At 59.4% G+C, this 13656-nt stretch carries 11 protein-coding genes; 5 read left to right on the top strand and 6 right to left on the bottom strand.

The window, feature by feature from the left end; translation table 11 throughout:
• Positions 1 to 15 precede the first annotated feature (15 nt).
• The 4 genes from V6936_RS16745 to V6936_RS16730 all read left to right on the top strand — a co-directional run bounded on the left by V6936_RS16745 (position 16) and on the right by V6936_RS16730 (position 4052).
• Positions 16 to 906 carry a DMT family transporter gene (locus tag V6936_RS16745; protein WP_003802320.1) on the top strand — a complete coding sequence of 297 codons (891 nt, stop codon included), beginning with the start codon at positions 16 to 18 and terminating at the stop codon, positions 904 to 906.
• Between the two features lie 186 nt (positions 907 to 1092).
• Entirely contained in the window at positions 1093 to 1830 is a 738-nt protein-coding gene (locus V6936_RS16740) for a phosphoadenylyl-sulfate reductase (protein ID WP_336580144.1), read from the top strand.
• A 9-nt stretch (positions 1831 to 1839) separates the two neighbouring features.
• Entirely contained in the window at positions 1840 to 2751 is a 912-nt protein-coding gene (gene cysD / locus V6936_RS16735) for a sulfate adenylyltransferase subunit CysD (RefSeq protein ID WP_059318309.1), read from the top strand.
• Positions 2751 to 4052 carry a sulfate adenylyltransferase subunit 1 gene (locus V6936_RS16730; RefSeq protein ID WP_336580143.1) on the top strand — a complete coding sequence of 434 codons (1302 nt, stop codon included), beginning with the start codon at positions 2751 to 2753 and terminating at the stop codon, positions 4050 to 4052. The genes cysD and V6936_RS16730 overlap by 1 nt, the downstream gene beginning before the upstream one ends.
• A gap of 48 nt (positions 4053 to 4100) precedes the next feature.
• On the opposite strand, the gene V6936_RS16725 is transcribed toward V6936_RS16730, so the two are convergent.
• From V6936_RS16725 to hglS, 4 genes are all read right to left on the bottom strand, one after another.
• Positions 4101 to 5504 carry an amino acid permease gene (locus V6936_RS16725; protein WP_336580142.1) on the bottom strand — a complete coding sequence of 468 codons (1404 nt, stop codon included), beginning with the start codon at positions 5502 to 5504 and terminating at the stop codon, positions 4101 to 4103.
• A 173-nt stretch (positions 5505 to 5677) separates the two neighbouring features.
• Positions 5678 to 7207 (bottom strand): L-piperidine-6-carboxylate dehydrogenase, encoded by a 1530-nt coding sequence (gene amaB, locus V6936_RS16720; protein ID WP_131070852.1) that lies wholly within the window; start codon positions 7205 to 7207, stop codon positions 5678 to 5680.
• A gap of 156 nt (positions 7208 to 7363) precedes the next feature.
• Complete coding sequence (locus tag V6936_RS16715; RefSeq protein WP_336580141.1) at positions 7364 to 8668, bottom strand: NAD(P)/FAD-dependent oxidoreductase; 1305 nt, start codon at positions 8666 to 8668, stop codon at positions 7364 to 7366.
• On the bottom strand, positions 8665 to 10053 hold the full coding sequence (gene hglS / locus V6936_RS16710; protein ID WP_059318305.1) for a 2-oxoadipate dioxygenase/decarboxylase HglS: 1389 nt from the start codon (positions 10051 to 10053) through the stop codon (positions 8665 to 8667). The genes V6936_RS16715 and hglS overlap by 4 nt, the downstream gene beginning before the upstream one ends.
• Before the next feature lie 244 nt (positions 10054 to 10297).
• Between hglS and V6936_RS16705 the strand changes: the two genes are divergently transcribed.
• Positions 10298 to 11203 carry a LysR substrate-binding domain-containing protein gene (locus V6936_RS16705; RefSeq protein ID WP_003802334.1) on the top strand — a complete coding sequence of 302 codons (906 nt, stop codon included), beginning with the start codon at positions 10298 to 10300 and terminating at the stop codon, positions 11201 to 11203.
• A 29-nt stretch (positions 11204 to 11232) separates the two neighbouring features.
• Here the strand turns inward: V6936_RS16705 and V6936_RS16700 are convergent, their stop codons facing one another.
• Positions 11233 to 12420 (bottom strand): acetate/propionate family kinase, encoded by a 1188-nt coding sequence (locus V6936_RS16700; RefSeq protein WP_131070855.1) that lies wholly within the window; start codon positions 12418 to 12420, stop codon positions 11233 to 11235.
• Positions 12417 to 13412, bottom strand: coding sequence for a phosphate acetyltransferase (locus V6936_RS16695; protein ID WP_240209509.1), 996 nt, complete (start codon positions 13410 to 13412; stop codon positions 12417 to 12419). The genes V6936_RS16700 and V6936_RS16695 overlap by 4 nt, the downstream gene beginning before the upstream one ends.
• Positions 13413 to 13656 lie beyond the last annotated feature (244 nt).

Below are 13656 nucleotides of genomic sequence, written 5' to 3'. Positions count from 1 at the left end.
ACCGTGGTGATATTCATGAACCGCAGCACCAGCCTTCCCATGCCCACTGCCGCTCCCGCCTTGCTGACCTACCTCTACGCCTTTATCGGCGTTACCGTCTTTGCCTTTACCTTGCCCATGACGCGGCTGGCAGTGCAAAGCTTTGATCCCTGGCTGATCGGAATGGCACGAGCCAGTATCGCCGGGGTGTTTGCGGCCATCATTTTGCTGGCCACCCGCAGCCGTCGCCCCACTGCGTCGGAATGGCGCGGCATCGCCCTGTCCTGTACCGGTGTGATCGTAGGCTGGCCCGTGTTTTCCTCGATTGCCATGCAGACAGTGCCGTCTTCGCACGGAGCCGTGTTAAGCGGGCTGATTCCTTTGGCGACCGCCATTGTTGCCTCTGCCCGCAGCGGAGACCCCTTGAGCCGCCGCTTCTGGATGTTGAGCCTGCTGGGTGCCGTACTGGTTCTACTCTATGCTTTCTATATTGGTGAAGGCGCCCTGCAAACCGGCGATATCTGGCTGGCCCTGGCCGTCTTCATGTCTGGCGTGGGCTATGCCGAAGGTGGCCGTGTAGCTCGAACCCTGGGTGGCTGGCGCACTATTTGCTGGTGCCTGGCGGCCAGCCTGCCGCTCACCATTCCTGCCACCCTGTGGCTGGCCTTTCCCATGGCAGAGATGCCTTCTTCCCACTCTGTCCTGGCCCTGCTCTATCTGGCCCTGTTTTCATCCTTGCTGGGGTTTTTCCCCTGGTACAAGGCCATGGCCCTGGGTGGGGTCGCTCGTATTGGACAGGTGCAACTGGCCCAGCCTTTTCTGACTGTGCTCATCTCGGCCGTATGGTTGAGCGAACGTGTGGATCTGCTGACCTGGCTCTCGTGCATCGTCATCATCGCCATTATTGCCGCCAGCCGCCGCGCCTGAAAACACCATGACAAGGCGGCTAAATACAGCAGGGGCATATTCACCTAACTAATACTTCGTTCCCAGCGTGGGCTCGCGCAAGCACACTGGCTCATCATCCCATGAACCATGTAAGGCAATAGCGCGGCCCACGTGACTCCGTTTTGAGCCGGGCCGGCACTGGTATTGCCACAAGGACAGTCGATCATGCCCGCCCAAGCCCCTGCCGCGCTTGCCCTGAGCGCCCGGCCCCTGATGCTGTGGAAACAACTGCGCGACGATCTGCAAGTCATCGCGCACGAACATGCTGATGCCGTTTTGGCCAGTTCCCTGGCCGCGGAAGACATGGTGTTGTTTCATGCCATGTCCATCTACACCCCCGAGCTGGAAACCGTCACCCTGGATACCGGTCGTCTGCACGCAGAGACCTTGCAGTTGGGGCGCGACATCCAGCAACACTACGAGCGCCCTATCCTGTTTTTTCACCCTGACCCGGACCGGGTGCAGGAACACGTCGCCACGCATGGCACACACGCTTTTTACGAAAGCGTGGAACTGCGCAAAGAATGCTGCGCGATCCGCAAAGTGGAACCGCTGCGCCGTGCCTTGCAAGGCCGATCGGCCTGGATCACCGGCCAGCGTCGCGAACAGACCGCCAGCCGCACCGAGCTGTCCCGCAAGGAATACGACAGCGTCTTCGGGCTGCAGAAATTCAACCCCTTGATCGAATGGACGCAGGACGATGTCTGGGCCGTGATCCGCGGACTGAGCATCCCTTACAACCCACTGCACGACCAGGGCTACCCCTCCATAGGCTGCGAGCCCTGTACGCGCGCCATTCGTCCCGGTGAAGACGTGCGCGCCGGGCGCTGGTGGTGGGAACAGCGCGACAGCCTGGAATGCGGCCTGCACGCCAGCAATCTGAATACCCGTGTCAACACCTGAAGGAACCCCATGGGCGAACCACTCTCTACCCGTACTCACCTGGACTGGCTGGAAGCCGAAGCCATTTTCATTCTGCGCGAAATCGCAGCTGAAGCTGAAAAACCCGTGCTGCTGTTCTCCGGCGGCAAGGACTCGGCCGTGCTGCTGCAACTGGCCCAGAAAGCCTTTGCGCCCGGCCCACTGCCGTTTCCCTTGTTGCACGTGGACACCGGCCACAACTATCCGGAAGTCATCGAATTTCGAGATCGCCGCGCCGCTGAACTGAACGCCGAACTGATTGTGCGCAGCGTGGAAGAGTCCATCGCGCGTGGCACCGTGGTGCTGCGCAACGAAACCGCCAGCCGCAACGGTGCCCAAGCCGTCACCTTGCTGGAAGCCATTGCCGAATTTGGCTTTGATGCCTGTTTCGGTGGTGCCCGCCGTGACGAAGAAAAAGCGCGCGCCAAAGAGCGCATCGTGTCCTTTCGCGACGAATTCGGCCAATGGGACCCCAAAGCGCAACGCCCCGAGCTGTGGCACCTGTTCAACACCCGCATCCACAAAGGCGAGAACCTGCGCGTTTTCCCGATTTCCAACTGGACCGAGCTGGATGTGTGGCAATACATCCAGCGTGAGGCGATTGATCTGCCATCCATCTACTACACCCACTCCCGTGAGGTGGTGGAGCGCCAGGGCCTGATCGTTCCCATCACCCCGCTGACTCCCTTGCTGGAGGGTGAGACCTCCGCATGGCGCGACGTGCGTTTTCGCACCGTAGGCGATATTTCCTGCACCTGCCCCGTACTCTCTACCGCCGCGTCCGTGCAGGACATTATTGCTGAAACCGCCTTGGCCACCATTACCGAGCGCGGTGCCACCCGCATGGATGACCAGACTTCCGAAGCCTCCATGGAACACCGCAAGAAACAAGGATATTTCTAATGAACACCGTCAATGACGCCTGGCTGCAGGCTGCCGATCAGGGCGTGCTGCGCCTGATTACCGCTGGCTCCGTGGACGACGGCAAATCCACCCTGATTGGCCGTCTGCTGGTTGACAGCCAGGGCGTATTTGCCGACCAGATTGCGGCTATTCAGCGCTCCAAGTACAAGCGTGGCGAGGACGCCGAACCCGATCTGGCCTTGCTGACTGACGGCCTGGAGGCCGAGCGCGAACAAGGTATTACCATTGATGTGGCCTATCGCTACTTTGCCACGCCCAAACGCAAGTTCATCGTGGCCGACACGCCGGGACACGAGCAATACACCCGTAACATGATTACGGGTGCCTCCACCGCCCAGGCGGCCATCATCCTGATTGATGCGCACCGCGCCAAAGACGGAGAGTTACTGACCCAGACCAAGCGCCACAGCACCGTTGCTAAACTGCTGGGCCTGCGTCATATCGTGGTGGCGGTGAACAAGATGGACCTGGTCGATTGGGACCAGGCCGTGTTCGAGCGCATCCATCAAGCCTACCGCCAGTTGGCCACGCAGCTGGGTATCGAACACTTCCATATCATTCCGCTCTCGGCCCTGAAAGGCGAGAACATCACCCAGGCATCGCCGCACACACCTTGGTATCAAGGCTTGCCCCTGCTGCCTTTGCTCGAATCGCTGGATCTGCGCGAGAACATTCAGCGCCCTGCCCGTTTGTTTGTGCAATGGGTGGCGCGTCATGGTGGCAGCAGCGCCGATGGCTTTCGGGGCTATGCTGGTCAGCTCAGCGGTGGCCGCCTGCAGGTGGGTGATAGCGTTCAGGTATGGCCCAGCGCCAAAACCGCACTTATCACCCAGCTCTTTCGCGCGGGCCAGGAGCAGATCCAGGTCAGCGACGGAGACGCCGTCACTGTGGTGCTGGATCGAGAACTGGATATTTCGCGCGGCGATTTATTCACATTGGCCCACGATCCCGTTAGCACCAGCAAACGATTTGATGCACAGCTATGTTGGCTGGACGAGCAGGCTCTCAACACCTCCCGTTCCTACTGGCTCAAACAGGGAACACGGCTGACGCAGGCCAAGGTGCAGGCGGTACATGCCTTGCGCGACGTACACAGCCTGCAAGAGCAGCAGGCAGCCGACACCCTGTCCTTGAATGATATTGGCCGCGTCAGTCTGGTCAGTCGGGACCCGCTGGTGCTGGACGACTATCAGGATCATTCCAGCACGGGCTCTTTCATCTTGATCGACCCCAGCACCAACCAGACCGTCGCTGCCGGACTCGTTCAAAAGGCTGCATGACATCCGCTGTGCGGCAGGACCTGTGCCTGCCGCATTGCGTGCCTGAGGTTACAAGGACCATCCCTGCCGCATCTGCCCAGCCTGGCGGGCACCACGTCGAAGCCTGATAAACGCCGCCAGCACAATGCAGGCGCTGACCCCTAAAGTCATGGCCAACTGGTAACGGTAGGCCTCCACCATCGCCATATACACCAGCACCGCCAGGATCAGGATGATGGACAAATAGGTCAGCCAGGGAAAAAGCCACATCTTGAAGGGCAGGTCTATGCCTTTTTTTTCCGCTTCGCGCCGCGACAATAGCTGGGACACTGCAATCACCAGATAGACCAGCAAGGCGATGGCCCCGGTGGTCGAGAGCAAGAAGGAAAATACCTGGCCGGGCAAGAGGTAGTTCACCAAACACCCTGCAAAGCCGGCCAAGGTCGAGACAAGCACCGCGTTATAAGGGACACCTTTGGGCGAAACCCGGGCAATACAAGCCGGAGCGTCGCCACGGACGGACAGGGAATAGATCATTCGAGAGGCCGTATACAGGCCGGAATTCATGCAGGAGGTCACGGCGATCAAGACCACCACATCCACCAGCAATTTGGCCTGGGGCAGTTGCAACACTTCCAAGGTACGCTGAAATGAACCCACCTGCGTGAGCCTGGGATCGTCATACCCCACAATCAAGACAATCAAGGAAATCGACAGCACATAAAACAAGGAGATTCGGTAGACCACCAGGTTAGTCGCCTTACGTATTTTTTCCTGAGGCTTATCCGTTTCGGCTGCGGCAATCGTCACAATTTCCGCCCCAAAAAATGAAAACATCGTAATCAAAATACCTGCCAGCACCGCCCCCATGCCCTGCGGCGCGAAGTTGCTGAACACGGGAACCATGGGTACCTTGCCCCCCTCGACCCACGGCCAAAAACCGGTCAGGGCGCACAGGCAAGCCACAATAAACACAATGATTACCAACACCTCGATCAAGGCGAACCAGAATTCAAACTCGCCAAAATTCTTGACGCTAAACAGATTGGTCGCCGACAAGGCAACCATAATGACAATCGAAAACACCCACGAGGGTATATCCGGCATCCATTGATGCAGGATGTCGGCACCGGCAATGGCCTCGACCGGAATAATCAACCCCCAGAACCACCAGTACAACCAGCCAATGGAAAAGCCCGCCCACGGCCCGATCGCCCGCGCGGCATAGGTGGAGAATGAACCGCTGTCCGGGTTGGCCACGGCCATCTCGCCCAGCATGCGCATCACTAGCAGCACCAGGGCTCCCGTCAATATGTAAGACAATACCGCCGCGGGTCCGGTTTTCGCGATGGCATTGGCGGAGCCAATAAAAAGTCCAGCGCCGATAATCCCCGCAATCGAAATCATGGACATCTGTCTTGAGTTCAGACCGTGCGCGAGCGCGCCCCGACCTGCCTGATCAGGCATAGTCATTCTTGTCTCCTCGCTTTTTTATTTCATGGCGGCACCAGCCGAGCCCGCCTGAGATGCCCTTGCGATAGGCTTGGCCGATCAGGGGCACCTCTTATCCATGAGCACCACCCTGTGCGGGTCGCAGGCCCTGCCGATCAGCGGTCAGGGCCGTCTTTCTGAGCACTCGAACAGCGTCAGAGGTCGAACTTCACGCCTTGCGCCAACGGCAGTTCCCGTGAATAGTTGATGGTGTTGGTCGCCCGGCGCATGTAAGCGCGCCAGGCATCGGAGCCGGACTCACGGCCCCCGCCGGTTTCCTTGTCACCGCCAAAGGCACCACCAATCTCGGCTCCCGAAGTCCCGATATTGACGTTGGCAATACCACAGTCAGAACCACTGGCCGAGAGAAACGCCTCGGTTTCACGCAAGTCATTACTGAAAATCGCGGACGACAAACCTTGTGGCACATCGTTTTGCAGGGCCAGCGCCTCGGACAGCTCCTCATAGCGCAGCACATACAAAATGGGCGCAAAGGTTTCCTGCCGGACCGTGTCGGTCTGCCTATCCATTTCCACGATGGCAGGCCTGACGTAATACGCTGAGGGAAACTCGTCCTGCAACACTCGCTCCCCACCCGTAACCCGCCCGCCCTGTGCGCGGGCTGCCTCCAAGGCCGCCTGCATCGCCTCAAAAGCGGCCTGATCGACCAGCGGTCCCAGCAGCGTTCCCTCCTGCAAGGGATTACCGATCCGGAGCCGGCCATAGACCTGTTTGAGGCGTTCGACCAGTTGATCACTGATACTGCGATGCACAATCAAACGTCGTGTACTGGTACAGCGTTGCCCTGCCGTACCCACAGCCGCAAAAACAATGCCTCGCACCGCCAGATCCAGATCCGCATTAGGCGTGACGATAACCGCGTTATTGCCACCCAGCTCCAGCAGAACGCGACCGAAACGACGCGCCACACGAGGGCCCACCTCCCGTCCCATGCGTGTGCTACCGGTGGCCGACACCAGCGCCACCCGAGCATCATCCACCAGGATCTCACCCGGCTCGCGCCCACCGATCAGTACCTGGCTCAGGTGCGCGGGCCCGTCTTGAAAACGCGCCATGGCTCGCTCAAAGACTGCCTGACAAGCCAAAGCGGACAACGGTGTTTTCTCCGAGGGTTTCCAAACGACGGCATCCCCACACACCAGTGCCAAAGCGGTATTCCAGGCCCACACCGCCATCGGAAAATTGAAGGCCGTAATCACACCGACCACGCCCAGAGGATGCCAGGTTTCCATCATGCGGTGACCGGGCCGTTCAGAAGCAATGGTCAAACCATAGAGCTGTCGGGACAGTCCCACGGCAAAATCGCAGATATCAATCATTTCCTGGACTTCACCCAGACCCTCACTCGTGATTTTTCCGGCCTCCAGAGAAATCAACTGTCCCAAGGCGTGTTTTTCGGCCCGCAGCTCCTGACCCAGCAGGCGGACCAGTTCCCCTCGTACTGGAGCCGGGACAGTACGCCAGGTCTGCCAGGCCTGATGGGCACGGGCAATGGCCTCTTTGACCTCCTCGCTGCCGTGAGGTCGCAGTTGGGCCAATTGGCTGCCATCAATAGGCGAGCGTACCGACATGCCCTGCTGGAAATCGAGAGCGGTCGTCACGCCCAGTCGGGCCAAAATGGAATGCGCGAGTTCGCTGGTATGCGCCGTGGCTGTGTAAGTCATGCTTGTACCCCCTAAAAAAGTGCGGAAGATCGGCCTGCAAAAGCCCTCCCCTTCCTGAACATAAAGCGTCAGCCTTCGGGACAGGCAGGTCTGCCGCTATCGCCAGCAGGCCACTGCGTAACCCAAGGTTTGTCATCGGCTGAACGATCGACAATCTCAAGATCGGCGCTGTCCCGACAGGCTGCGGGCACCGACAAAATGCGCCAACTGCGCCCCGTATTCATAGCCCGCCTCCTTCAAGGGTTTGCATGAAACCGGTTTGAGCGCAGACACAGGCAGGGGCAAGTCCTGCACCTTGCTCCGCCCCACGATCAAATTCGCCAGTTCGCGCCCAAAGACCGTGCCGGGGGCAATGCCTCGCCCGTTATAGCCGCTAAAGGACCAGACCTGCCGCCCCAGCTGGTGCAGACGCGGCACGGCATCCGACGTCATGCCTATCCACCCATACCACTCATAATCAAACTGCACCTGCTTCAGGGCCGGAAACAGCTGCCGCAAGGCACGTTGTGCCCAGGCCTTGTGCACTGAGCGCCCACGGTCGCGCAATGCCCCCACACTGCCAAAAACCAGGCGTCCGGCCTGATCGAAACGGTAGGAAGACAGAACCGAACGCGTATCCCAGACCCCCTGCTTTCCCGGCAGAATCTGGGCGCGCAGCGCGGCATCCAGGGGTTGCGTGGCCACATTGAAATACGGCAGACGCACCAATTCTGCAGGCAAGGCGGGCCAGACATCACTGGTGTAAGCATTGGTCGCCACAATCACCCACGGCGCCAGCACCCGGCCATCCTCGGTCTGCAGCACCCAGTGCGTGCGGCCGTCCTCAACCCGTCTGACCGCAGTTTGCTCATAGATGCGGGCCCCTGCTTGCATCGCGGCCCGCGCCAGACCCCGAACATAGGCCAAAGGTTGAATCGTGCCAGCACGCCGATCCAGCAAGGCCCCCGCATAGGCGGTGGTTCCCGTTGCCTCAGCCACCTGTATTTGATCGAGCAACTCGACTGGCGCCCCAAGCTGCTGCCATTGGCGCCAACGCTCACGGATATTGCGTAGACCACCCGCCCCTACCGCACAATGCAAGGTACCGGCCTGCACGGCCTGACAATCCATCCGGTGCTGGGCCACCAGCTCATACACCGCCGCCGGTGCCCCACTTAACAAATGCAGCAGGCGATCTCCGTAAGGCGAGCCCACTGTCTTGAGCAGCGTTTCCGGTTCAAGCCACAGGCCCGCATTGACCAGACCCACGTTTCGTCCCGATCCCCCAAAACCGATCTGCGCCCCTTCCAGCACGACGACCCGAACCCCGGCCTGCGCCAGATGCAAGGCAGCAGACAAACCGGTAAAGCCCGCACCCATAATGGCGACATCGGCCTTAACGGAGCCTTGTAAGCGCTCACACGCCGGCGCGGGCGGCGCGGAAGCCTGCCACAGGCCGTGACTGCGCTCGTGCGCATTCATGCTTTTGACTCCGCAAGAAAACGTTGCTGCAACGCCTGCTCGGAGCGCGTCTGAGCAGCCTGGTACAGATCAATCTCATCAAGCACAGGACTGCCCAGGTTGCGTTCAAATTCCGCGCGAGCCGCCTGCGAGACATAGTTTTTTTGCTCCGCATCACCCAGGTTGGACTGAAAAATCCCCGCTGCGCTGACCGGCAGAAAATCTTCGTACGTAATCGGGCTTAGTGCGACCACCCCGCGCTTGACCAGATCAGGCAGGTCCCAGGGCCGGCCAGCGGCCACTTCTTGCTGCCAGACAACCGGGTCCCGTGGCTCAAATCGGAAAAAAGCCAGTCCACGTTCGTACAGTTCATGCTTGTCATCCGGGAACTGAGCAAAGACATGCTGGAGACGCTCGGTGTACGTCTGCGTAGACCTTGCTTGCGACCCGAGTTCTCTGGCCTGCATCAGCAAAGAGTCGTAAAGTGCGCGGCCTGCCCGCGTCAAGGCCACACCACGTTGCTCGATCTCGCCAAAGCGCGCGGTATGGGAACCGGCCCGCGTCTGGCCGACAAACTCAATCTCCTCTTCCAAGGCCTTGAAGCTGGTCTGACGCAGCAGGATGGGGTTGCGCCGTCGCGGCGGGCCTTCGATCAACTCTTTGGCGGGAATGCCCCGTTGAGGCATCGCCTCTTGTACGGCGTCAATGTCCAGAGTTCTGGGCGTAAGGTGATTGATGTGCGGCCCCTTGAAGCACACAATATCGGCCAGCAGACGGTGCGCTGCATGGAACTTGCGATAGGTGTCCTGATCAACAGTGGCTTGGCGATGCCAGCGAAAAACCTCCGTGGCCGCCGTTACAAACTCCTTGGCCTGCGGCTCGGTCAGTCCCCCTGCCGCCTGGGCTTGCGCGGCCAGCTCCAACAGCCCGGGTGGAAAAATCGATCGCTGCGACAAGATGGCGGCCGCCTGTTGGCGCAGGCTCACATCTTCGATCAGTTCCAGCCTGAGCAAAGAGGTAAATACCCGAAAAGGGTTGATCTGCAGTGCGTGCTCATCCACAGGGCGAAACGCGGTGGAATGAACCGGCACCCCCGCCACGGACAGATCGTAATAAGCCACGGGATACATGCCCATGACCGCAAAAATCTGGGCAATCCCTTTGAGCTCCGCTGCTGTTCCGACCCGAATCGCACCATGACGCTCCACCTCCAGGCGGGTCAGCTCCGAGTGCTGCCGCAAGTCGCGCTCCAGCGTCGGCTCCCGCTCGAGCACGGCGGCGTTGATCTCACGCACCAAGCTCAACAAGGCACCGTACTGCGGCACCTCTTGCTGATACATGGCCGACATGGCACGCGAGAACCGGGAACGGATTTCGTCCTTGGATATAAAAACAGAGGTGTCCATAAAACCACCAGCAAGTTGCCTGACCTGACGACACAGCAAGGTCAGTCCATGAGTGAATCACTCCCGCTTACCGGCATGCGCTATTTCACATCGCAGTCCGCGGCAGCCCATAATCCTATAAGCCTGAAATAGTCGGCTATCTTGCACATCATTCTGTGAGCGGGGACAAGAGGGGGCAAACGATAATTCCAACTCAAGTCATTCCTGAATAGAATGACTCAACGTTTTCCCTTAGCTAGCCGGTATGTCCATTCCCAAGCGCTTTCTTCCCCCCATGCACGTCCTGGTGGCCTTTGAGGCTGCTGCACGCCTGGGCAGTTTCACAGCCGCGGCAGGCGAGCTGAGTCTGACCCAAAGCGCGGTCAGCCGGCAGATCCGGCTACTGGAGGAAATACTGGGCGCGGACCTTTTCATCAGAGAACGCCAAACCGTTCGTCTGACCCAGGCTGGCAGTACCTACGCCCAGGAACTAAGCGATGCACTGCGGCGTATTGCCAATGCCACCTTGGGATTCAAAGCCAATCCCCACGGCGGAACACTGAATCTGGCGATTTTGCCAACGTTCGGCACACGCTGGCTTGCCCCCCGATTGCCAGCGTTTCTTGCCACGCACCCGGGCATCACCATCAATCTGCTCACGCGCCTGCAGCCCTTTGACTTTCAAATGGAACATGTGGATGCCGCCATCCATTACGGCCTGCCCGACTGGCCGGGAGCCCATCTGGATTTTCTGATGTCAGAAACGGTGGTGCCGGCCTGTAGCGTCGGCATGCGCGAGCACTATCGGTTTGAGACGGCCGCGGATTTGCTCAAGGCCCCCTTGCTGCATCTGGTTTCGCGGCCAGATGCGTGGGAGCGCTGGTTCGGCGCCAACGGCGTGGAAAACGTGCGTATTCACGGCATGTTGCTTGACCAGTTTGCACTGATTACGCAAGCCGCCATTTCCGGCCTTGGGATTGCGCTGCTGCCCACCTTCCTGTTCAAGCAGGAGCTGGAGCGGGGTGATCTGGTTCTGGCGCTGGACTCGCCCTGCACGAATACGGAAGCCTATTACCTGGCATGTCCAGCGGGACGCGGTGACTATCCCCCCCTGCTCGCGTTTCGGCAGTGGCTGCAGGAAGAAATCGGTCGTGAACGCGCCCCGGCCTGACGCCGGGGCCTCAGGCGGCCCCTGCGATGTTAGGGGCTTGCCCGCACCAGAGCGAGAGACTGCTCGGCAATAACCCGTTCCTCATTGGTAGGAATGACCAGAACCCTGACCGGGCTGTCGTCTGTGGAAATGACGGTTTGCCCCTTCTGGTTACGTATCGGATCAATTTCCACTCCCAGCCATTCCAGGTGCTGCGCAATGCCTGCACGTATGGACGGGCTGTGCTCGCCAATACCTGCTGTAAACACCAAGGTATCGAGCCCCTTCAGGGCCACGCATAAGCCAGCCAGGTTCTCGGCCGTATGGTAACAAAAGTATTGCACGGCCAGTTTGGCTCGCGGATCATCGGACGCCTCCAGTGCCCGCATATCAGCCTGTTCGCCCGACAGGCCTTTCAGACCGGATTGGGTGTAGAGCACGGACTGAATCTCGTCGTGATCCATGCCCTGCTCCAGCATCCACAAGACCACGCCGGCGTCCAGACGTCCCGGCCGTGTGCCCATCGGCAAACCATCGAGTGCGGTAAACCCCATGGTGGTATGCACGCTGCGCCCTTCTTTCAGGGCACAGGCCGAAGCGCCCGAGCCCAGATGAGCCACGACCACCCGCCCATCGGCCAGCTCGGGAAACTCCTGTCGCAGGTGCTGTGAAATATAGTGGTAGGACAGGCCGTGAAACCCGTAGCGGCGCACACCCTGCTCAAAGAAACGTTCCGGCAAGGCGAAATGCTGCAAATAAGGTACATGCCCCTGATGGAACGCCGTGTCCAGACAGGCCACCTGAAAAATTTCCGGATAGTGCTCGAAAATCACTCGCACTGGAGCCAGATTGTTCTGCTGATGCAAGGGAGCCAAGGGTGAAAGACTGTCCAGATAGGCCAGAACCTGCGGCGTCAGGGGCACGCTTTTGTCGTAACGCGCACCGCCATGCACGATACGGTGACCCACCGCAATGGGCCGACCCTCCACATGCTCCAGTAACCAGCGTGCCACCAGCGCTTGGGCTGTGTGCAAATCTCTGGCCTGCTCAGCGGCCAGATCCTGCTTGATCAGGGACTGCCCTTGCGCATTCTTGACCTTGAAAGCGGGCTGGGTACTGCCAATGCCCGAGACCTGGCCGCCAAACTCAAAGTCAAGCTGGTCGCCCGGCTGAACCTGGTACATATGAAACTTCAGGCTGGAGCTGCCCGCATTAACAACCAGAATCTGCTCGCTCATGAATGCTTGGCCTCCAAGGCAACTTTACGCTCCAGATAGCCGGCATAAATACTGGCCACCGCGCACGAGGCCAAACGGGTCTGTGCACTGTCGGCGCGACTGGTCAGAATAATGGGCACACGCGCGCCCATCACAATACCGGCTGCCTGCGCACCGGATAGAAAAGTCAGATTCTTGGCCAGCATATTGCCCGCTTCCAGATCGGGGGCCACCAGAATCTGCGCCTTGCCCGCCACTGGCGACACAATACATTTGATGCGTGCCGCCTCGGGGCTGATGGCATTGTCCAGCGCCAAGGGGCCGTCCAACACTGCCCCGGTAATCTGGCCGCGGTCGGCCATCTTGCACAAGGCGGCGGCTTCCAGCGTGGTCGGGATTTTTTCCGTCACCTGCTCGACGGCAGACAGGATGGCCACCAGCGGTGTACCCAGCCCCAGTCCATGGTGCAGATCAATGGCGTTTTGCACAATGTCCGCCTTGGTACTCAAGTCCGGAAAAATATTGATGGCGCCATCGGTCACGAACAAAGGCTCGGGGTAACGGGGCACGTCCATAATAAAAACATGGCTCAGACGGCGTCCCGTGCGCAAACCCTTGCCCCCGGTACACAGCACGGCCTGAATCAGCTCATCGGTATGCAGGCTGCCCTTCATCAGCAGTTGCGCCCGTCCGGCCAGCACCTCTTGCACCGCCCGCTCGGCCGAGGCATGGCTGTGAGGCGTATCAATCAAGGTGATTCCTTCCAGACTCAAACCATGTTGCGCCGCCACGGCATGCAAACGAGCCTGCGGTCCCACCAATACGATATCGAACAGACCTTGTGCCCGAGCCTGCAAGGCTGCCCCCAAAGACACGTCGTCGCAGGGATGAGCCACCACACAAATCCGCTTGGGCTCTTTGCGAGCTTGCTCGATCAATCGGGAATAGTGACTGGACTGCGCGGTGCAATCCGCCGCCTCTGCGGTCGCACTCAAGCCAGCAGGGTGATTCATGATAGAGGACTCCTTGAAGTTAAAGGAAGGCTAACCCAACACTAAACCATTTATTCGCCCGTCTGTCTTTGACGGCGAACAGGGAAACTTCAATATTTTTACCTCTATTCATTTCAGGCCAGTACGGCTGAGACATCGAGATTACAGATTTAAAAAATCCGGTTTGGCGTTGACCAGACCGGATTTGTATTGCGTGGGGAGGTATCCACGGACCTTGTCCCGTTTCCAAGGACTCAGGACTTGA

The organism is Alcaligenes sp. CHO6 (assembly GCF_037120595.1).
Lineage (GTDB): Bacteria > Pseudomonadota > Gammaproteobacteria > Burkholderiales > Burkholderiaceae_B > Alcaligenes > Alcaligenes ammonioxydans.
The sequence above is the reverse complement of the archived record's forward strand: the minus strand, read 5'-3'. Positions and strand labels throughout refer to the sequence as shown.